Genomic DNA, 20,370 nt, shown 5'->3' on the forward strand with positions numbered 1-20,370 from the left:
GGCGCGCTTTTCTATGTCAATCTTCATTGTTTTTAGAAGCTTCGATCACGACGCAGCACTCTCCGGGGCGGGAGTCCATGCGTGCGCGGACGGGGCCGTCCGTGCCGATCAGCCCCTCCAGCAGGGCGAGGTTCATGCCGCAGACGAGGGGCGGGAAGCGTTCGGCGACGGAGTGGAAGGGGCAGTTGCGCATACGGACGACGGGGGTGGGGGTGTCCTCGGGTGTGCCCTCGGCGGCCGCGCCTTCCAGGTGTGGTTCGTAGCCCCGGGCGGCCAGGACCGCCATGGCCTCTTCGAGGTCGCCGCAGGGGGTGGCGGAGTCGCGCAGGGCCTCGCCCCGGCGGCGCGCGGCGGCGCAGAGCCCGGCGTCGAGGCCGGCCTGCTCGGCGGCCTCGGCGAGCAGCTCGGCGGCGGTGCGGTAGTCGCGGGCGGGCAGTGACACGGAATGCTCGGCACGTGCCCGCGTGTAGACCTTGGCGGGCCGGCCGGCCCCCGGTCCCGAGCGGCCGGTGAGGCGACGGCTGCCGCTCTCCAGCAGCCCGGCCTCGGTCAGCTTGTCCAGATGGTGCGCGGCGAGCGTGCGCGCCACGCCGGCCGCCTCGGCGGCCTCGTTGCGGCCGACCTCGCGCCCCTGGGCGGCCACGTACTCGTACAGGCGGCGGCGCACCGGGTCCTGCAGTGCGGCAATCGCGTCGATGTCCTTCACCCGGTCATTCTAGGAACAACGCAGGTTGGACATAGAAGACCGGAGCCTCGGTCCGCTGCGCGAGGCCGGGCCGCGGGCGGTCCGTCCCGCCCGCGTGGCATGCTTGACACTGAAATCGAACATCCATTCTCATGGAAGTCCGGCCCCTGGAATCGCGGGCTTGTCGGCGAGTTGTCCACAGGCCGGAGGGGACGTCGGGGCCCATTGTCAGTGGCAGGGGTTAGCGTCTTTCACATGAAGCGATCGACTCAAGCAAACCGGGTGGAACCCATGGCAGGAACCGACCGCGAGAAGGCGCTCGACGCCGCGCTCGCACAGATTGAACGCCAATTCGGCAAGGGCGCCGTGATGCGCATGGGTGACCGCGTCCAGGAGCCGATCGAGGTGATCTCCACCGGATCGACCGCCCTCGACATCGCCCTCGGCGTCGGCGGCCTGCCGCGCGGCCGTGTCGTGGAGGTCTACGGACCGGAGTCCTCCGGTAAGACGACCCTGACCCTGCACGCCGTGGCCAACGCCCAGAAGGCCGGCGGCCAGGTGGCCTTCGTGGACGCCGAGCACGCCCTCGACCCCGAGTACGCCAAGAAGCTCGGCGTCGACATCGACAACCTCATCCTGTCCCAGCCGGACAACGGCGAGCAGGCCCTCGAGATCGTCGACATGCTGGTCCGCTCCGGCGCCCTCGACCTGATCGTCATCGACTCCGTCGCCGCGCTCGTCCCGCGTGCGGAGATCGAGGGCGAGATGGGCGACTCCCACGTCGGCCTCCAGGCCCGACTGATGAGCCAGGCGCTCCGGAAGATCACCAGCGCGCTCAACCAGTCCAAGACCACCGCGATCTTCATCAACCAGCTCCGCGAGAAGATCGGCGTGATGTTCGGCTCGCCGGAGACCACGACCGGTGGCCGCGCCCTGAAGTTCTACGCCTCCGTGCGCCTCGACATCCGTCGCATCGAGACCCTCAAGGACGGCACGGACGCGGTCGGCAACCGCACCCGCGTCAAGGTCGTCAAGAACAAGGTCGCGCCCCCCTTCAAGCAGGCCGAGTTCGACATCCTCTACGGCCAGGGCATCAGCCGCGAGGGCGGTCTGATCGACATGGGCGTGGAGCACGGCTTCGTGCGCAAGGCCGGTGCCTGGTACACGTACGAGGGCGACCAGCTCGGCCAGGGCAAGGAGAACGCCCGCAACTTCCTGAAGGACAACCCCGACCTCGCCGACGAGATCGAGAAGAAGATCAAGGAGAAGCTGGGCGTCGGCGTCCGGCCCGAGGCCGCGAAGGCCGAGACGGCGACGGACGCGGCGGGCGCCGCGGACGCGGCCGGCGCGGACGACGCCGCCAAGAGCGTCCCGGCACCCGCGAGCAAGACCGCGAAGGCGACCAAGGCCACCGCGGTCAAGAGCTGAACCGGTGACCGGTCGCACCGAATGGCCGGGTGACGGCCCCGACTCGTCGAGGGCCGAGAAGGAGCCGTCACCCCAGGATCCGGCTGAGCGGGCGCGGGCGATCTGTCTGCGCCTGCTCACCGGGACCCCCCGCACGCGCAAGCAGCTCGCCGACGCGCTGCGCAAGCGGGAGATCCCCGACGAGGTGGCGGAAGAGGTCCTCTCCCGCTTCGAGGACGTCGGGCTCATCGACGACGCCGCGTTCGCGGGGGCCTGGGTGGAGTCCCGCCACCACGGCCGGGGCCTCGCCCGTCGGGCGCTCGCCCGCGAGCTGCGGACCAAGGGCGTCGAGCCGACCCTCATCCAGGAGGCGGTGGAACAGCTCGACTCCGAGCAGGAGGAGGCCACGGCGCGCGAGCTCGTGGCCCGCAAGCTGAGAGCCACCCGCGGCCTCGACCGCGACCGGCGGCTGCGCCGGCTCGCCGGGATGCTCGCCCGCAAGGGATACCCGGAGGGCATGGCCCTCCGCGTCGTCCGCCAGGCGCTGGAGGCCGAGGGCGAGGACACGGACGGTCTCGACGAGTCCTTCTGATCCCTGGGGGAGATCAGAAGGACTCGGACGGGGCTCCGGCAGGGCTTCGGATTCGCCGTGCGGTGCCGGGCCGCGCCGGGCTGTCAGGTGTCGCTTCGGGGGAGGAGGACCGGGAGGCCCGCCCTCTTCCAGGCCTGGAAGCCGCCGATCAGGTCGGTGGCACGGTGGAGGCCCAGGCGGCGCAGGGACTCCGTCGCCAGGGAGGAGGCGTATCCCTCGTTGCAGAGGACCACCACCCGGAGGTCGTGGCTGTTCGCCTCCGCCGCGCGGTGGCTGCCCAGGGGGTCGAGCCGCCATTCCAGTTCGTTGCGCTCCACGACCAGCGCGCCCGGGATCAGGCCGTCCCGTTCGCGCAGGGCCGCGTAGCGCGTGTCCACCAGGAGTGCGTCGCCCGCCTCGTACGCCTCGTGGGCGGCCCGGGGTTCGATCCGGTCGATACCCGCCCTGACCCGTTCCAGCAGTTCGTCGATGCCCACGCGTTCGTCGCTCACTGCCAGTCCTCCGGGCGCTCGACCTGCTCCAGGCGGAGCACCGCGCCCGTCCGGCTGAACCGGCGGATCAGCGGGAGCGGCGGGTAGTAGGCGTGCACCGAGACCGCGTGGGTGTCCGGGGACTCGTTGAGCACCTCGTGCACGTGATGGCGGCCGAAGGCACGGCTTCCGCCCTCCGCCAGCCGACGGGAGCGGTCGAGGTCCTCGGCCAGTTCCAGCGTCTTCCAGCCGCTCGCCGGCAGCCGGACCGCGAGCGCGTGCTCGGTCAGGGTTCCGCGCGCGGTCGCGAAGGCGCCCAGCGACTCGGCGTGGTCGTGCCAGCCGGTGCCGGTGCCCGGCGGCCAGCCGATGAGCCAGGCCTCGCTGCCGCCGGGCCCTTCGAGCCGTACCCAGGTACGGCCCTCGGGGTCGAGCGGCAGGGAGTCGACCAGTTCCCGGTCCGCCGCCGTGCGACGGACGAAGGCGAGGAGATCCGCCTCCGTCGGAGCGCCGGAGGGGTGGGAAGGGTCCGCGGCCGAAGTCACGGCGGCGGTGGGGGAGTTCGGGGTGCGTGTGGCGGGTGTCGATGGAGACACGGGTGACCGTCCTGGTTCGCTGAGGGCGCGCGGCGGCAGCACGGACACACGGACCCGGGTCCGGTGGCGGGGCGCGCGCGGGGAGAGGGGCGAGATCAGCGGGACGGGCGACACACGCAGCCCGCGTAGCGGACGAGGTCCATATGGACCCTCCGCCACAGGCGCGCATAGGTGTCGGTCACGCTCCGGAGTACACCATGCGCGCCCTCGGGAATCAACGCATGTCCGCCGTGCGGTCACTCCCCGTGGACACCCCGGCGGCGGATCCGGCCGCAGGAGCCGCCGGGGCCGACGTCGAGCCCGCTTCGGCCGTGGCAGCGGACTCCGCGTCCGAACCCGCGCTCGAACCCGTGCCCGGACTCCTGCCCGGACCCGTATCCGAGGCGGCGTCCGTCTCCGTCTCGGCCGTCGGGGAGCCGCCGCGCGCCGCGTCCGCCGCCGCGTACAGCTCCTCGGGGCGGACCCCGGAGAACGCCGCGACCAGGTGCCCGTCGGGCCGTACGAGCAGGACGGCGTGCGCCGGCGCGCCCGGGTACGCCTCCGTGACCAGGACCTCGGCCTTCGCCGGGAGGACGCGTACCGCCTCTTCGAGACGGGGCATCACGCCCGCGCCGCGCCAGTGGCGGCGGTCCCACACCCCGGTGCCCGGGGCGACCAGGAGGACCAGGAGACGGCCCTGGCCGAGCCGGTCCCTGAGCCGTACGGTCGTGCCGTCCGGGGCGGTCACGCGGACGTCCTCGACCGGGGCGCCCGTCGGGGTGCCCACCGGGATCCGGCCCTCGGTGAGCGCCGGGGCGAGCGGGGAGTGCGGGTACGCGGGGGGCGCGCCGAGCGGACCGCGCCCCACGTGGCCGTCGGTGAGGAGGGCGTCGTGACCCCGGCCCGCGCCCGGCAGATAGGTCCGCAGGCCCCCGCCGCCGCGCAGGTACGGCAGCGACTGGTCGGCGGCCCGCAGCCGGTGGGCGACGGCCGAGCGGCGCTCGCTCTGGTAGCTGTCGAGAAGGCGGTCCGAGGCGCCGTGGTGCCAGGTGTGGGCGAGCTTCCAGGCCAGGTTGTCGACGTCCCGGAACCCCTCGTCGAGGCCCTGGGTGCCGACCGCGCCCAGCAGGTGCGCGGCGTCACCGGCGAGCAGGACCCGGTCGACCCGCCAGCGGCGGGCGAGCCGCTGGTGCAGGGTGTGCACGCCGGTGTCGATGAGTTCGTACGGGGGAGTCACCCCGTCGCACCAGCCGGCGAGGGTCTCGCGGATGCGGGCGACCAGCGCGTCGGGGGTGACCAGGTCGCCCCGGGGAGGCAGCAGCCAGTCGATCCGCCACACCCCGTCGGGCAGCGGGCGGGCGGTGATCTCCTCGGCGGCGCCGCGCCACGCGGGCTGACGGTGCAACAGGGCCTCGCCGGGCCACGGGAGTTCGGTACGGAGGGCGGCGACGGCGTGGCGTTCCACCGCCGTACGGCCGGGGAAGCGGATGCCGAGCAGCTTGCGGACGGTCGAGCGGGCGCCGTCGCAGCCGACGAGGTGGCTGCCGCGCCACCAGGTGCCCTCCGGGCCCCGGGTGTGGGCCACGACGCCTTCCCGGTCCTGCTCGATGGTGTCGAGCCGGGCCTCGGTGACGAGCTCGATGAGCTTCTGGCGGGAGATGGCGTCGCGCAGCCCGCGCGCGAGGGCGTGCTGCGGGATGTGCAGGGGAGCGGCCGGAGCGGAGGGCGCGGCCGGGTCCTCGGACCACTCCTCCGTACCGCCGAGGCCCAGGTCGAGGGCGAGATGGCGGACGACCTGGCGGCGGCGCATGCCGCGCCAGCCGACCCAGCGGAGGCCCTCGTCACGGAGGGTGGTGCAGCCCAGCCGCTCGACCATGGCGGCCGTGTCGGCGCGCAGGACGACGCTGCGGGCGGGGCGGGGTTCGTCCTTGCCGGTGCCCTCGTCGAGGACGACGCTGGGCACGCCCTGCGCGGCGAGCGCGAGGGAGAGCGCGAGGCCGACCGGCCCCGCGCCCACGATGATCACCGGGTCCACGGCGCGGCTCCTGAAGGCCGGACGGTCATGGGGGCAGCACAGCTGAGTGTGGCACGAGCCCGGTGCTTGATCACAGACCGTATGCAACCTATTGAGGGTGCTTGCGTCAAGTGACGGGGTGGGCGCGGTGCGGCCGACCTGAAGTCGGTACCGCTCCGGCCCACCCCTGTGGCCCCACGGACCCCTGGAGGGGTCAGGCGCCGCTGACGGCGTCGCTCTTCACTTCGGTGGGTCCGCCCTGGGCCGGGATGGCCACGGCTGCGGACTTCTTGCCCCGACGCAGGCGCCGCTCCAGGCGGCCGGCGAGGTGGGTGAGGATCGCGTTGATGACGATGTAGATCAGAGCGATGACCGTGAAGGTGGCGATCGTGTTGGCGCCGTAGTTGGCCGTGATCTGCCGGTTCTGGCTGAGAAGTTCCCCGAAGCCGAGCATGGCGCCGCCGAGGGCGGTGTCCTTGACGATCACGACGAGCTGGCTGACGAGGGCCGGGAGCATCACGGTCACGGCCTGCGGAAGCAGGACGTACAGCATGGTCTGGCCCTTGCGCATGCCGAGTGCCTCGGCCGCGTCGCCCTGGCCGCGAGGCAGCGAGAGGACGCCGGCGCGGACGACCTCGGCGATGACGGAGGCGTTGTAGAGCACCAGGCCGGTGACGACCGCGTACAGCGGGCGGAAGTCGGAGCTGACGCTCGTGAACTCCCGGTACAGCGCGGCCGCGAACATCATCAGGAGCAGCACCGGAATGGCGCGGAAGAACTCCACGACCGTTCCGACGGGCACCCGTACCCAGCGGTGGTCGGAGAGCCGGCCGATGCCGAGGAGGGCGCCGAGCGGAAGCGCGATCACGATGGAGAGCGCGGCGGCCTTGAGGGTCTCGGTCAGACCGGGCACCAGATACGTCGTCCAGACCCGGGAGTCGGTGACGAACGGACTCCACTTGTCGGCGTCGAGCTGGTTCTTGGCGGCCATGGCCGACAGGACCCACCAGGCCACGAGGCCGAGCACGGCCAGGAAGCCGATCGTGTAGAGGACGTTCCGCCGCTTGGCGCGAGGGCCGGGAGTGTCGTACAGGACGGAAGTCATCGCTTCACCGCCAGACGCTTGGCCGCCCAGCCCAGGAGCAGGCCGGTGGGGAGGGTGAGGAGGATGAAGCCGAACGCGAAGACGGCGAAGACGGCGAAGAGCGCGTCCGCCTCGTTCTCGACCATCTCCTTCATCAGGAGAGCCGCCTCCGCGGCGCTGATGGCCGAGGCCACCGTGGTGTTCTTGGTGAGGGCGATGAGGACGTTCGCGAGCGGGGTCACCACCGCGCGGAAGGCCTGCGGGAACACCACCAGGGTCAGGACCTGGGTGAAGCTCAGGCCCAGAGCGCGGGCGGCCTCGGCCTGGCCCGGCGGCACGGTGTTGATGCCCGAGCGCAGTGCCTCGCAGACGAACGTGCCGGTGTACGCGGTGAGTCCGAGGACGGCGAGCCGGAAGCCGATCTCCTCGAACGTGCTGCCGCCGAGCTTGACGTCGAGGGTCTGGTTGAGCGCGAACGAACACGCCACGAGGACCACGGTCAGCGGGGTGTTGCGGACGAGGTTGACGTACGTGGCGGCGAAGGCGCGCATCACGGGGACCGGGCTCACTCGCATGCCCACCAGGGCGGTGCCCCAGATCAGCGAGCCGATCGCGGAGTAGAGGGCGAGCTGCGCCGTCACCCAGAAGGCGCCGAGCAGGTCGTACTGCCCGGAATCAAGAAAGTCGAACACGATGCCCGCGCTCTCCCCTGGTGGTCGGTCGGTGGGACGACCGCTGCGTGGGCAGCGGCCGGTGCCGGTGCGACGGCCGCCCCACGTACGGGGCGGCCGTCACGGCCGGAGCGGGTCAGGTCAGTTCTGGATCTTCGGCGCGGGCTCGTACTTGTAGCCGGAGGGGCCGAAGTGCTGCTTGACGAGCTTCTCCCAGGTGCCGTCGGAGACCATCTTCTCCAGCGCCTTGTTGATCTTGCCGCGCAGCTCGTCATCGCCCTTCTTGAGGCCGATGCCGTAGTTCTCGTCGCTCATCCGGAGGCCGGCGAGCTTGAACTTGCCCTGGTGCTCCTTCTGCGAGGCGTAGCCCGCGAGGATGGAGTCGTCGGTGGTCAGGGCGTCGACGGCCTTGTTCTCCAGACCCGTGAGGCACTCGGAGTAGCCACCGAGCTGCTGGAGGTCGGCCTTCGGGGCCAGCTTCTCCTTGACGTTCTGCGCGGAGGTCGAGCCGGTGACCGAGCAGAGCTTCTTGGAGTTGAGGTCCTCGACCTTGGTGATCGAAACGTCGTTGGCGCGCACGAGCAGGTCCTGGTGGGCCAGGAAGTACGGACCGGCGAAGTCGACCTCCTTCTTGCGCTTGTCGTTGATCGAGTAGCTGGCGACGACGAACTTGACGTCACCGTTCTTGATCAGGTTCTCGCGCTCGGCGCTCGGCGCCTGCTTGAAGGTGATCTTGTCCTCGGAGTAGCCGAGCTCCTTGGCGACATAGCGGGCGACATCGACGTCGAAACCGGCGTACGTGCCGTCCGGGGTCTTCAGGCCCAGGCCCGGCTGGTCGAACTTGATGCCGACGGTGATCTTGTCGCCGTTGCTGCCCGAGTCCGAGCCGCCGCCACAGGCGGTGGCGGTCAGGGCGAGGACGACGGCGGCCGCGGCGGCGGCGGAGGTGCGACGAAGCATCATCGAGGAATGTCCCTTGGATAGAAGTGAGTTGGGAAGAATAGGCCCGAACTCGCTCAGTGGTGAAGGATCTTGGAGAGGAAGTCCTTGGCCCGGTCGCTCCGCGGGTTGCTGAAGAACTCCTCGGGCGTCGCCTGCTCGACGATGCGTCCGTCGGCCATGAAGACGACCCGGTTGGCGGCGGAGCGGGCGAAGCCCATCTCGTGGGTCACGACCACCATCGTCATGCCCTCCTGCGCCAGCTGCTGCATGACCTCCAGGACCTCGTTGATCATCTCGGGGTCGAGAGCGGAGGTCGGCTCGTCGAACAGCATGACCTTCGGCCCCATCGCGAGCGCGCGGGCGATGGCCACGCGCTGCTGCTGGCCGCCGGAGAGCTGCGCCGGGTACTTGTCCGCCTGGGTGCCGACCCCGACCCTGTCGAGCAGGGCGCGGGCCTTCTCCTCGGCGGCCTTCTTCTCCGTCTTCCGGACCTTGATCTGGCCCAGCATCACGTTCTCGAGCACCGTCTTGTGCGCGAAGAGGTTGAACGACTGGAAGACCATGCCGACGTCGGAACGCAGCCGGGCGAGCTCCCGGCCCTCCGCGGGCAGCGGCTTGCCGTCGATGGTGATGGTGCCGGAGTCGACGCTCTCCAGCCGGTTGATCGTGCGGCACAGCGTCGACTTGCCGGACCCGGAGGGCCCGATGACGACCACGACCTCGCCGCGGCTGATCGTCAGATCGATGTCCTGGAGGACATGCAGTGCGCCGAAGTGCTTGTTCACGCCGGACAGTACGACCAGGTCGTCCGTGGCACGCGGGGTGTCCTCGGGCCCCCTGGGCACGGACTTGGACACTGACTCTCCGCTCATCGGCACTTGCTCCGTCCTCCTCGGTTGGGGAGGACACTAGAGACCCGATGTGATGACCGTCATCACATCTGAGCGGAAATTGAGGATAACGATCCGGCCGCAACCGGACACAGTGTGTGAACGGGACACCCGGGGCCGTACCGGCTGCATAACGGAACCGCCGCCGTCACAGGGGGACACTTGACTGTGACACCGATGTTCGGTGTTCATGCCCTGGTACCACCTGGTACACAGAGAGCCGCCCATCAGCACATCCCCACGGAGGAGGTACGAATGCGACTGCTGCTCGTCGAGGACGACGATCATGTCGCCGCCGCCCTCTCCGCGATCCTCGCCAAGCACGGGTTCACCGTCACCCACGCCCGCAACGGCGAGGAGGCGCTCCAGGCCGTGCTGCCCACGGCGCAGGGCGAGCGCCCCTCGTACGGGGTGATCCTGCTCGACCTCGGTCTCCCCGACCAGGACGGCTACCAGGTCTGCGGCCGCATCCGGAAGCTCACCAGCACCCCGGTGATCATGGTCACCGCGCGGGGCGACGTACGCTCCCGGATCCACGGGCTCAACCTCGGCGCCGACGACTACGTCGTCAAGCCCTACGACCCCGGCGAGCTGCTCGCCCGCATCCACGCCGTCAGCCGGCGCAACGCGGGCCCCGAGGAGACGACGGGCGGCGGCGCGCCCTCCGACGGCACACAGCTGCGGCTCGGCGCCGTCACCATCGAGCTGCCCACCCGCCGGGTCAGCGTCGACGGCGAGAGCGTGCCGCTCACCCGCAAGGAGTTCGACCTGCTCGCCCTCCTCGCCCAGCGCCCCGGAGTCGTCTTCCGCCGCGAACAGATCATCAGCGAGGTCTGGCGCACCAGTTGGGAGGGGACCGGCCGCACCCTGGAGGTGCACGTCGCGTCCCTGCGCTCCAAGCTCCGGATGCCCGCCCTGATCGAGACCGTGCGGGGCGTCGGCTACCGCCTGGTCGCCCCCGCCGCGTAACCGCCGGACGGCTCCTCCGTGCGCACCCGCCTCCTGCCTCTGCTCATCATGCTGATGGCCGGCGTCCTGCTCGCCCTCGGCTTCCCGCTCGCCGCCAGCCTCGCCGCCGCCGAACAGCAGCGGGTCGTCGTCGACCGGCTCGACGACGCCGCGCGCTTCGCCGCCCTCGCGCAGTTCGTCAGCGAGACCAGCCCCCTCACCGACGAACGGCGGGCCACCCTCGGCGGCGAACTCGCCAGCTACCACGACGTGTACGGCATCCGGGCCGGCGTCTTCTACCGCAACAACCGCTCCATGGCCGCCGCCCCCGAGGACTGGGTCGTCCCGTACGACGGCGAGGGCAGGCGCGCCTTCAACGAGGCGCTGCTCGGCCGCCGCAGCCACGACCCGCCCCAGGTGTGGCCCTGGCAGGGCGACGCACGGCTCACCATCGCCTCCCCGGTCGTCCGTGACGGGGACGTCGTCGCCGTCGTCGTCACGGACTCGCCCACCGGGCCGCTGCGGAGCCGCATCCTGCGCGGCTGGCTGCTGATCTTCGCGGGCGAGGCGGCGGCCATGCTGCTCGCCGTCGGCGCGGCGTTCCGGCTCACCGGGTGGGTGCTGCGGCCGGTCCGCGTCCTCGACTCCGTCACCCACGACATCGCGACGGGGCGCATGAACTCCCGGGTCGCCGCGACCGGCGGACCGCCCGAGCTGCGGCGCCTCGCGCTCTCGTTCAACGAGATGGCCGACAACGTCGAGGAGGCGCTCGAACAGCAGCGGGCCTTCGTCGCCGACGCCTCCCACCAGCTGCGCAACCCGCTCGCCGCGCTGCTCCTGCGGATCGAGCTGCTCGCCATGGAGCTCCCCGAGGGCAACGAGGAGATCGCGTCCGTACGGACCGAGGGCAAGCGCCTCTCGCAGGTCCTCGACGACCTGCTCGACCTGGCGCTCGCCGAGCACGCGGCGGCCGAGCTGCGGCTGACCGACGTCGGGTCGCTCGCCGCCGAGCGGGTCGCGTCCTGGCGGCCGGTCGCCGACGACAAGGGCGTCGCGCTCACCGCGGAGTGCGGGGCGGTCACGGGGTGGGCGGACCCGGTCGCGCTCTCCAGCGCGCTCGACGCGGTGATCGACAACGCGCTGAAGTTCACTCCGGCCGGCGAGGAGGTCACGGTCACCGTCTCCCTCGTCTCCGGCGGGACGCACGTGGCCGTGGTCGTCGCCGACCGCGGCCCCGGCCTCACCGACGAGGAGCTGAGCCGGGTCGGCGACCGCTTCTGGCGCTCGGGCCGCCACCAGAACATCAAGGGTTCGGGCCTCGGCCTCTCCATCACCCGCGTCCTGCTCACGGCGGGCGGCGGCGGCATCGCCTTCGCCCCGAACGAACCGCACGGGCTGCGGGTGACGGTGACGGTGCCGCGACAGGCGCCGGAGAGGGAGCGGGAGGGGTTTGCCGGGCGGTAGGGGTTACCGGACGGTAGGGCTTACTGGGCCGTACGCCCTACTGCCCAGTAAGGCGTACGGGCCGGTAGCTCTCACCGGCCCGCGGAGCCACCGTCACGGCTTCACCGAGCGGTAGTAGCGGCGGGCGCCGTCGTGGAGGGGGAGGGGTTCCGTGTAGACGGCGGTCCTGAGGTCCACCAGCTGGGCCGGGTGGACCAGCCTGCCGATCCCGTCGCGGCTCCCGATCACCGTGCGGGTGAAGCCCTCCACCAGGTCCGTGTCCGCCTCCACCGTCGTGACCAGCAGGTTCGCCACCGCCAGGGTCTCGATCGGCCGGCCGTCCTGCGCCTTGGCGTACGCGTCGGCGGGGATCACCGCGGACCGGTAGTCGCGGGTCGACTCGCCGACGTCGTGGAGCCGGTCCACGAGGGCCGCGTCCAGCGGGATCAGCCGGACCTCGGTGCGCTCGGCCAGGTTCTGGACCGCCTGGGTGGGCAGGCCGCCCGACCAGAAGAAGGCGTCGAGGTCGCCGCGCTCCAGCCGCTTCGGCATCGTGTCGATGCCCGCCGAGACCGGTTCGATGTCGCGTACGGGGGCGAGGCCCGCCGCCGCGAGGACCCGGTCGGCGATCAGCCGTACGCCCGAGCCGTCCTGGCCGACACCGACCTTCAGACCGCGCAGGTCCCGCACCGACTGCACCGAGGAGCCCTTGCGCACCACGAGCTGGACGTAGTCGTCGTAGAGGCGGGCGCAGCCGCGCAGCCGCTCGAAGCCGGGCCTGCGTTCCCGCTGGTACTGGGCCACCGCGTCGGCCGTCGCGATGGTGAAGTCGGCCTTGCCGGTGGCCACCCGGGCCAGGTTCTGCTGGGAGCCCTCGCTGTCCGTGAGCCGTATCGAGACCTCGGGAAGGTCCTTGGCCAGGGACTGCTTGAGCAGCTTGCCGTACCGCTGGTAGACGCCGGTGGGGACACCCGTACTGAACGTGACCGTGCCGCTGGGTGCGGGGGCGCCGAAGGGCATCAGCCACCAGAGCAGCACCCCGCACACCGCGAGCAGCGCGGCCGAGACCGCGAGGACACGGCGGCGGGCGGTACGGGAGAGCGAGGCGGACATGCGGCGATAGTGCCAGCCGGGTGCGGTTCCTGGCCAGCGTCGCCGGTGTCCGCCCGCGGTCGTCGGCGACGCCTGCCCACGGCCTCTGGTGTCCGCCCGCGGTCGTGAGGTGTCCGCCCACAGTCGTCAGGTGTCCGCCCGCGCGGGGCCGGCGAGAGCCCCGCGCGGGCGGACGGCACCAGGAGCCGTCGGGTCTCACCCGACGGCGGCCTCAGTACGCGAAGCCCGACTTGCCCGTCATCGTCGTCGTGAGGTGGGTGATGCCGCTGCCCGGCGGCAGCGCCGTGGTCGTGGTCGTGGGCGTCGTCGTGGAGCCGTCGCCGAGCTGGGCGGCCCCGTTGGCGCCCCAGCCGATCACCGAGCCGTCGTCGAGCGCGGCCAGGGTGAAGTCGGCGCCGCCCGCGATGCTCTGGACGCCCTGGAGGGCGTCCAGGACGACCGGGGTGGTGCGGTTGGCGTTGGTGCCGTCGCCGAGCTGCCGGTCGGTGTTCTTGCCCCAGCCGGCCACGCTGCCGTCGTCGAGGACGGCGAAGCCGGACGCGGAGGTGGCGAAGATCCGGGCCACCGCGTCGAGGTAGGCGACGTCGACGGGCTTGTTGCTGTCGATGGTGGAGTCGTTGCCGAGCTGGCCCTCGGCGCCCTTGCCCCAGGACTTCACGGTGCCGTCGGCGGTGAGCGCGAGGACGTGGTCGCAGCCCACGGCGATGGACTCCACGTCGGCCAGGTCCGGGACCTTCTGCGGGGTCTCGCGGGTGGTGTTGTTGCCGGTCCCCAGGCGCCCGTTGTCGCCCTTGCCCCAGGTCCACACCGTGCCGTCCTGCCGGAGCGCCACGCTGAAGTCGCAGCCCGCGCCGACGTCCTTCACCTTGTCCAGGCTCTGCACCGGGATCGGGTTCTTGTACGGGTTGGTGGTGTCCTGGCCGGTGCCGAGCTGCTTGGAGGCGTTGCTTCCCCAGGCGAGGATCCGGCCGCCCTTGACGGCGAGGACGTGGTTGAGACCGGCCGAGACCTCGCTGACCCCGGAGAGCCCGGCGACGGTGGCGGGGAAGCTCTGGGCGGTGGTGGTGCCGTTCCCGAGCTGGCCGGTGGTGTTGGACCCCCAGCTCTTGACTGTGCCGTCCTTGAGGAGCGCGACGGCGAATGCGTTGGCGGCGGTACCGGCTCCGCCTCCGCCGCCGGACATCTCGCGCACGTCGTCACGGGTGATGCCGGTGACGGCGGCGGGGGTCTGCTGGGGGAGGAGGCTGCCGTTGCCGAGCTGGCCCTGGGCGTTCTCGCCCCAGGCACGTACCCAGGGGTCGGTACCGGCGGCGTGGGCGGAGAGGCAGGGGGAGGCGAGCGCGGTGGCCGCCGTGAGGGAGGCGAGCAGGGTGAGACGTCTCTTCGGGGACATCGGTGGGACCTTTCGGGGTTCAGTAGGCGTAGCTGGACTTCGACACGGTCGAGGCCGAGACGCGGGTCGTTCCGCTGCCCGGGGGCAGGGAGACGACGGGAGTGAGGGAAGGGGTGGTGGTGCCGTCGCCGAGTTGCCCGGTGTCGTTGTCGCCCCAGGCGAGGACGGACCCGTCGTCGAGGACGGCGAGGGTGTGCCGATAGCCGCAGGACAGTGCCCGCACGCCGCTCGCTCCGGGCACCGGGACCGGTGTCGTCCGGGTGACGGTGGTGCCGTCGCCGAGCTGGCCGGCGGCGTTCCATCCCCAGGCACGGACACTGCCGTCGTCGAGGACGGCGAAGTTGTGATGGCCGCCGGAGTAGATCCTCGCGACGCCGTCGAGGTGCTTCACGTCCACGGGCGACGGGCTGGAATCGACGCCGTCGTCGCCGAGCTGGCCGCTGTTGCCGCGCCCCCAGGACTTGACCGTGCCGTCGGCCGTGAGCGCGAGGGTGTGGTAGCAGCCGGCTGCGACGGCCACGGCGTCCACCAGGCCCGGTACCTTCTTCGGGGTGCTCTGGTCGGTCGTCGAACCGATGCCCAGCTGGCCGTCGGCGTTCCGGCCCCAGGTCCAGACCGTGCCGTCCTCGCGGAGGGCGACGCCGTGGTAGCAGCCGGCGGTCACCTCCTTCACCTTGTTCAGGCTCTGGACGGCGACCGGGCGGGTGGTCGCCGTGCTCGGGTCGGGGAGGCCGTCGCCGAGCTGTCCGTAGGCGTCGTTCCCCCACGACAGCATCCGGCCGCCGCGCAGGGCCAGGGCGAAGTCGAGGCCCGCCGCGATGCCGGACACCCCGGACAGACCGGCGACCGCCGCCGGGGACGGCCTGCCGGCGGTCGTGCCGTCGCCCAGTTGACCGTTGCCGTTGCCGCCCCAGGACTGGACGGTTCCGTCACGCAGCAGCGCAAGGGCGAACACCTGCTCCTTGACCCAGCCGCCGCTCGTCAGCTCGCGCAGATCGTTCCGGGCGAGGCCCTTCACGGCCGAGGGGGTCAGCTGGTCGAGCACGCTGCCGTTGCCGAGCTGGCCGCCGGCGTTCGTCCCCCAGGCCCGCGCCCAGGGATCGTGTGGTTCGGCCCGTGCGGGGCCCGCCGAGAGGGCCAGTACGGCCAGGGCGAGGAGCGCGGTTCTCCGTACGTACGCGTACCTCATGGGAGCCACGCCCCGCTCAGTACGCGTAGGTCGTGTTACCGCCCAGCGAGACGGCCACGTTCTTGATCGCCGAGCCCTCGTTGAGGATCTTCACCGACTCGTAGCGCGAGACCGTCGTGCCGTTGCCGAGCTGGCCTTCGCTGTTGTTGCCCCAGGCGAAGACGTCGTCGGCCGTGACGGCGACGCCGTGCCGGGCGCCCGCCGCGAGGTGCTGGACGCCTTCGAGGCGCGGGATCTCGACCGGCGCCGTGCGGTTGGTGCGGGAGACGTTGGAGTCGAAGGCCTCGTCGGACTCCAGGAGCTGGCCGTACTGGTTGTTGCCCCAGCCCCAGACGTGGCTGTCGCTGGTCTTCACGTAGTTGTGGAAGGCGCCCGCCTCGATGTCCGAGACGCCCTCGACCCAGTCGACGTCCACGGGGAGGGTGGAGGACTTGGTGGAGGAGTTGCCGAGCTGGCCGTAGAGGTTGTAGCCCCAGGACTTGACCGTGTCGTCGGAGGTCAGGGCGAGCGCGTGGTAGCAGCCCGCGTCGATCTCCACGACGTTCTCCAGGCCCACGACCTGCCGGGGTACGGAGCTGGTGGCGCGGGTGCCGGTGCCCAGCTGGCCGTGGATGCCGCGGCCCCAGGCGTACACCTTGCCGTTCTCCAGGAGGGCGAGGCTGAAGTCGCAGCCCGCCGAGATCTGCTTCACCTTGGGCATGCCCTGGACGCGGTCGGGGACCGTACGGCTGTCGCCGGTGCGGTTGTTGCCGAGCTGGCCGTAGGAGTTGTCGCCCCAGGAGTAGACCTGGCCGCCGGTGTCGAGGGCCAGGGCGTGCTTCCCGCCGGCCGCGATGTCCTTGATGTTCGCCAGGCGGGGGACGGTGGTGGGCACGGTCTGGTTGGTGTTGCCGCCGTTGCCGAGCTGGCCGGAGGAGTTGTGGCCCCAGGACTTGACGGTCTTGTCGGTACGGGCGAGGGCGAAGGAATCGGCCGACGAGGTGCCGCCTGCCGACATCTGGTCCACGTCGCCGCGGAAGAGGCTGGTGACCGAGGTCGGGCTGAGGCTGTCGGCGAGGGTGCCGTTGCCCAGCTGGCCGGTGCGGCCGGCACCCCAGCTCAGCACGGTCGGGTTGCCCTCGTTGGCGGTCGCGGCGGTCGCGGCGGGGGCGAGCGCGGGCAGCGTGGTGAGCGCGGCGGCCGTCAGGACGGCGGCGAGGAACGGCCGGGCGCGCCGGCCGGGGCGCGGAGGGACGGGTCGTGAACGGGACATGGCTCTGCTCTCCTTCGACGGGGACATACGGGAGCGCGGCGGCCGGTCCGTGCCCTCCGCGGAAGGCGCGGAGGCGTACGGAGCCGGTCGCGGGTCATGCGAACACGGCGTGCCGGGACCTCGGGCACGGGTCGCCCAAGGCCTGGTGCGACGGCCGGGACGGGCCGTCGGGCACATGAGCAGACTGTCCGAGAACGATCACCGCGGCGAGCCGGAATCGCTGAAACACCCGTTTGTCGGACCTCCGTTCGGGGTGGTGACGAGGGGGCGCACTCACCCCCGGAGCGGGCCCTGCCGGGACGGCTCCGCGGAGGCTCCGGCGGGCCGCCGAACGGCGGCGGCCGGGGGAGTGAGAGGCCCCGCCGCGCACGGTCGTCCGGTCTCTCGCCCGGACCCCGGATCCCTACGAACGGGTGGACCGGCGGGCCCCGCGACCGGCTCCCGGACCCGTCGGGACAGGGCCCCCGGGGCGGCCCCGAGTGCGCTCCGCCGAAGTGGTGAGCGGCCTCCGGGGTGCGCGCCGGGCCGTGTGTCGCGGCGGGGTGCCGGGGCCCCTGCGGCTAGCGTCGGGATGCGCTCGGTGATCTTGAGGACAGTCCCCTGTCCGCCCCTGGCGTCCCCACCCGAGCACCCCAACTCGCCCCTGTCTCAAGGGAGTTCCCATGCCCGCATTGAAGGCCTCGGCACGCCGTGTGCTGGCCGCGACCGTCCTCGTCGCCGCTCTCGCACTGCCCCTGGCCACCACCGCCCACGCCGAGGAGTGCAAGCCCGACGACCAGGCCTGCCTGGACAAGGAGGCCAACGCCAAGGAGGCCAAGGAGATCGAGGAGCAGCAGAAGAAGACCCAGGAGGCGGCCGGCAAGGCCGACAAGGACATCAAGGACGCGGGCAAGAAGCTGGACGAGTGCCCGCCCGATTCCACCTCCTGCATGGGCAAGCTGACCGGCGGCAAGGGCGCCGCCGAGGAGCAGGGCCTCAAGGACATGACCGACACCATCTCCTCGAACGAGCCCGAGCCCGCGGACAACGCGGCCCAGGCCGTGACGTCGACCTGCGAGTCCTTCCCGGGCTCGCTGCCGCAGGGATCCACCGACCCGGGGCAGTCCCCCTTCCCGGTCGACCAGCTCTGCGGCCTCCTCGGCGACTGACCGCAGCTCATACGCCGCGCTTCTCCGCGCACGTACCCACGCACCTGCGCGTACGTCCCCCGTACCGCCCGTGCGCCCCCGTGCGTCCCCCCCCGCAAGTCCCCCGTACGTCCCCCGTGCGTCCCCGCGCACGTCCCCTCCCGTCCGTCCCCGAAGGGAACCCCGTCATGCCCGCGTGCCATCGCCGCGCCGCCCTGCTGCCCGCACTCTCCGCCCTCCTCGGTCTCGCCGCCGTCTCCCTCGCGCCGCCCGCCGGCGCCGCCGAGCAGGAGGGTCCGGGCGAGACCCCCGTCGCCCGCGCCCTCACCGCCGACGGGCGCCCGGCCAAGGTCTCCGACGTCCTGGAGCACTGCGGAGACAAGCGCTCCGCCTGCACCTTCGTCATCGACCCCAAGCTCGGCCGTGAGTACGTCACCGCCGTGAAGTCGCTGGGCAACGCGGTGATCAACTGCACCCAGAGCGACATGGCCGTCGACCGGACGGTCACCCTGAAGTCCGGCACCACCGACAACATCGGCGGCGAGATCTCCGGGAAGATCGCCGCCGAGGGCACGGTCAGCGCCTCCGGAGAGGTCACCACCAACCTCTCCAACGACATCACCAGCGAGAACAAGACGCCCAACCTCAAGGACGGCCCGACCTCGACCAACGGGACCAAGACGTCCGTCTCCGGCGGGGCCAAGGCGTCCGGCTCGATGAGCGCCAAGCTCGCCTTCGAGGCCGCGTTCAAGGCCACGTACTCCAAGTCCTGGACCATCGAGAACACCGAGACGACCACCTACAAGACCACCGTCAACGCGCACGACATGCTGGTCTTCGGTGCGAACGCCGCCATGCGGCGCGTGGTCGGCAGCCTCGTCGCCAAGTCCGGCCAGCGGATCATCGGCATCGCCGTGGACAGCCCCTCGATGGTCACCAGCAGCACCTTCATCGCCCAGACGTACGCCGCCCCCGCCGGTGTCTGCGGCGGTACGCGCCCCGCCGGATCCACCGCTCCCGCCCCGGCCCCCGGCCCCGGCCCGGCTCCCGCCCCCGGCCCGGCCCCGGCGGCCGAGGTCCCCGCCGCGCGGGCGGTGCCCCCGGGCGCCGAGCCCAAGCGCGTCGTCGTCCTGCCCGCCGACGCTTCCTGACCCGGGAGGAGAACCCCATGAACCGCACCACGCTCCCGGCCCTCGTCGTCCTCGGCGCCACCGGACTGCTGCTGCCCCTCGCGCCCCTCTCGTACGGAGCGCAGGCCGCCCCCGCCGAGCAGGCCGTCCCCGTCCTCAACGGCGACTTCGCCGACCCGGTCATGAAGGGCGACGGACCCACCACCGTCGGACTCGACTTCTGGACCGGCCAGAACCAGCGCTACTCGCCCGCCGCCTCGGGCCGCACCGACGCCTCCCACGGTGTCGCCCTCCAGAAGGACGGCAACACCCTCCGGCAGCGGCTCAGAGGAGTGCGCGCCGGAGCCCAGGTCACCGTGACCTACGAGGACAGCCCGGCCGTCTCCAAGGAGTGCACCGGCGAACAGGTCGTCGACGGCCAGCCCTACGAGGTCAGCGGCTCCGGCGGCCCGGTCCGCGCGGTCACCACGGCCGGCGACCCCGACCGGGTGAAGGGCACGCCCGGCAAGGGGCGTTGGACCGGCCGCGCCTATGTGTTCACCGCGGACGAGAACGAGCCCGTACTCACCTTCACCTCGCGCGTCACCGACTCCCGCACCCACATCACCTGTACGCCGATGATCGCCCGCATCCGCGCGGTCGAGGTGCCGGTGGCCGTCGACAACACCGTCGGCAAGACCTCGCTCGGCACCTCGGAGGCGTACAAGGGCAACGAACGCGAGAGCAGCCTCCACAACGCGGCCGCCGCCTGCAACGGCGAGAACGCCTGCACCTTCCGGCCCGACGCCCGGACCTCCTTCCGCTACTACGACAAGGCGCGGGTCGTCGGCGAGGCCTTCGTCAACTGCACCCGGAACACCCTGGAGCACAGCCGTCTCCTCGCGTACGCCGAGCGCAGCCACGACAGCATCTCCCAGACGTACGCCGACGCCGGCCTCGCGCTCCCCGAGGTGGCCAGGCTGCCCACGAGCGGGGTGCGGGAGGAGGACGAGAAGCGGGCGAAGGAGCGGCCCATGGCCACCCAGTTCGCCCTCGCCTACGAGAAGGGCTGGCAGCGGCCCTGGCAGTGGTTCAGCAGCGACCAGCGGACCGTCGTGGAGCGGATCCAGCCCGGCGAGGTCAGCTGGGTCGAACTGCAGCCGAGCCGTGAGCGCGTCGAGGGCTGGTTCGTCAGCAAGAAGGACGACTACCGGCTGCACGCCGTCGTCGACGGACCCTCGCGGACCGTCCCCGACCGGCTGCTCCAGCGCACCGGCCCCATGACGGTGGCCGAGAAGCAGCGCTGCACCGCCGCCCGGCCCTCGACCAACACCCCGGTGGACGCGGCGGCGCCCGCCGCCTCCAGCGACAAGGGCCTGCTGAAGATCCCGGCGCCGACGGCCCCGGGCGTCCGCGCCTCGAACGGGGCGCTGCCGCTGGACTGACCGCCCGCGGACTCCCACCCC

General features: G+C 72.0%; 19 protein-coding genes and 1 pseudogene. 7 read left to right on the forward strand and 13 right to left on the reverse strand.

The window, feature by feature from the left end; translation table 11 throughout:
• Positions 1-16 precede the first annotated feature (16 nt).
• Entirely contained in the window at positions 17-706 is a 690-nt protein-coding gene (locus ASD33_RS09045; protein ID WP_056556286.1) for a helix-turn-helix domain-containing protein, read from the reverse strand.
• A gap of 270 nt (positions 707-976) precedes the next feature.
• Here ASD33_RS09045 and recA point away from each other — a divergent pair, with 270 nt between their 5' ends.
• Together recA and recX are read left to right on the forward strand one after the other, a co-directional pair.
• The gene (recA, locus tag ASD33_RS09050) at positions 977-2,113 is read left to right on the forward strand and encodes a recombinase RecA (RefSeq protein ID WP_199863486.1); all 1,137 of its coding nucleotides are present in this window, start codon (positions 977-979) and stop codon (positions 2,111-2,113) included.
• Positions 2,100-2,684 (forward strand): annotated as a pseudogene (gene recX, locus ASD33_RS09055) (recombination regulator RecX); the annotation flags it as partial. The gene recA and the pseudogene recX, both read left to right, overlap by 14 nt.
• A gap of 83 nt (positions 2,685-2,767) precedes the next feature.
• On the opposite strand, the gene ASD33_RS09060 reads toward recX, so the two are convergent.
• The 8 genes from ASD33_RS09060 to ASD33_RS09090 form a co-directional block, all read right to left on the reverse strand.
• Complete coding sequence (locus ASD33_RS09060) at positions 2,768-3,175, reverse strand: rhodanese-like domain-containing protein (protein ID WP_242426881.1); 408 nt, start codon at positions 3,173-3,175, stop codon at positions 2,768-2,770.
• Positions 3,172-3,699 (reverse strand): cysteine dioxygenase, encoded by a 528-nt coding sequence (locus ASD33_RS09065; RefSeq protein WP_056556295.1) that lies wholly within the window; start codon positions 3,697-3,699, stop codon positions 3,172-3,174. Before ASD33_RS09065 ends, ASD33_RS09060 begins: the two co-directional genes overlap by 4 nt.
• Positions 3,700-3,845: 146 nt before the next feature.
• Positions 3,846-3,893, reverse strand: coding sequence for a hypothetical protein (locus tag ASD33_RS36915; RefSeq protein WP_328285355.1), 48 nt, complete (start codon positions 3,891-3,893; stop codon positions 3,846-3,848).
• Between the two features lie 71 nt (positions 3,894-3,964).
• Positions 3,965-5,764, reverse strand: coding sequence for an FAD-dependent monooxygenase (locus ASD33_RS09070; RefSeq protein ID WP_079044664.1), 1,800 nt, complete (start codon positions 5,762-5,764; stop codon positions 3,965-3,967).
• A 193-nt stretch (positions 5,765-5,957) separates the two neighbouring features.
• Positions 5,958-6,848 (reverse strand): amino acid ABC transporter permease, encoded by an 891-nt coding sequence (locus tag ASD33_RS09075; RefSeq protein WP_056556299.1) that lies wholly within the window; start codon positions 6,846-6,848, stop codon positions 5,958-5,960.
• Positions 6,845-7,519 (reverse strand): ABC transporter permease subunit, encoded by a 675-nt coding sequence (locus tag ASD33_RS09080; RefSeq protein WP_056556303.1) that lies wholly within the window; start codon positions 7,517-7,519, stop codon positions 6,845-6,847. Before ASD33_RS09080 ends, ASD33_RS09075 begins: the two co-directional genes overlap by 4 nt.
• A 120-nt stretch (positions 7,520-7,639) precedes the next feature.
• Positions 7,640-8,461 (reverse strand): glutamate ABC transporter substrate-binding protein, encoded by an 822-nt coding sequence (locus tag ASD33_RS09085; protein WP_056556305.1) that lies wholly within the window; start codon positions 8,459-8,461, stop codon positions 7,640-7,642.
• Between the two features lie 53 nt (positions 8,462-8,514).
• Positions 8,515-9,243, reverse strand: coding sequence for an amino acid ABC transporter ATP-binding protein (locus ASD33_RS09090; protein WP_199863498.1), 729 nt, complete (start codon positions 9,241-9,243; stop codon positions 8,515-8,517).
• Between the two features lie 342 nt (positions 9,244-9,585).
• Here ASD33_RS09090 and ASD33_RS09095 point away from each other — a divergent pair, with 342 nt between their 5' ends.
• Positions 9,586-10,299: a response regulator transcription factor gene (locus ASD33_RS09095; RefSeq protein ID WP_056556310.1), complete on the forward strand. Its 714-nt coding sequence runs from the start codon at positions 9,586-9,588 to the stop codon at positions 10,297-10,299.
• An 18-nt stretch (positions 10,300-10,317) separates the two neighbouring features.
• Positions 10,318-11,742: an ATP-binding protein gene (locus ASD33_RS09100; RefSeq protein ID WP_056556313.1), complete on the forward strand. Its 1,425-nt coding sequence runs from the start codon at positions 10,318-10,320 to the stop codon at positions 11,740-11,742.
• Positions 11,743-11,835: 93 nt separating this feature from the next.
• Here the strand turns inward: ASD33_RS09100 and ASD33_RS09105 are convergent, their stop codons facing one another.
• The 4 genes from ASD33_RS09105 to ASD33_RS09120 form a co-directional block, all read right to left on the reverse strand.
• Positions 11,836-12,834, reverse strand: coding sequence for a TAXI family TRAP transporter solute-binding subunit (locus ASD33_RS09105; RefSeq protein WP_056556316.1), 999 nt, complete (start codon positions 12,832-12,834; stop codon positions 11,836-11,838).
• A 211-nt stretch (positions 12,835-13,045) separates the two neighbouring features.
• Positions 13,046-14,227 carry a chromosome condensation regulator RCC1 gene (locus ASD33_RS09110; protein ID WP_056556318.1) on the reverse strand — a complete coding sequence of 394 codons (1,182 nt, stop codon included), beginning with the start codon at positions 14,225-14,227 and terminating at the stop codon, positions 13,046-13,048.
• Between the two features lie 19 nt (positions 14,228-14,246).
• Complete coding sequence (locus ASD33_RS09115; protein WP_056556322.1) at positions 14,247-15,416, reverse strand: chromosome condensation regulator RCC1; 1,170 nt, start codon at positions 15,414-15,416, stop codon at positions 14,247-14,249.
• 16 nt (positions 15,417-15,432) lie between these two features.
• A complete protein-coding gene (locus ASD33_RS09120; RefSeq protein ID WP_056556325.1) occupies positions 15,433-16,668 on the reverse strand; it encodes an RCC1 domain-containing protein in 1,236 nt (411 codons plus the stop codon).
• A 662-nt stretch (positions 16,669-17,330) separates the two neighbouring features.
• Between ASD33_RS09120 and ASD33_RS09125 the strand changes: the two genes are divergently transcribed.
• The 3 genes from ASD33_RS09125 to ASD33_RS09135 all read left to right on the forward strand — a co-directional run bounded on the left by ASD33_RS09125 (position 17,331) and on the right by ASD33_RS09135 (position 20,349).
• Complete coding sequence (locus tag ASD33_RS09125) at positions 17,331-17,816, forward strand: hypothetical protein (RefSeq protein WP_056556328.1); 486 nt, start codon at positions 17,331-17,333, stop codon at positions 17,814-17,816.
• A 167-nt stretch (positions 17,817-17,983) separates the two neighbouring features.
• A complete protein-coding gene (locus ASD33_RS09130) occupies positions 17,984-18,946 on the forward strand; it encodes a hypothetical protein (RefSeq protein WP_056556331.1) in 963 nt (320 codons plus the stop codon).
• A gap of 17 nt (positions 18,947-18,963) precedes the next feature.
• Complete coding sequence (locus ASD33_RS09135) at positions 18,964-20,349, forward strand: hypothetical protein (protein ID WP_056556335.1); 1,386 nt, start codon at positions 18,964-18,966, stop codon at positions 20,347-20,349.
• Positions 20,350-20,370: the final 21 nt, after the last annotated feature.

It is taken from the genome of Streptomyces sp. Root1304 (genome assembly GCF_001426405.1).
Classification (GTDB): domain Bacteria; phylum Actinomycetota; class Actinomycetes; order Streptomycetales; family Streptomycetaceae; genus Streptomyces.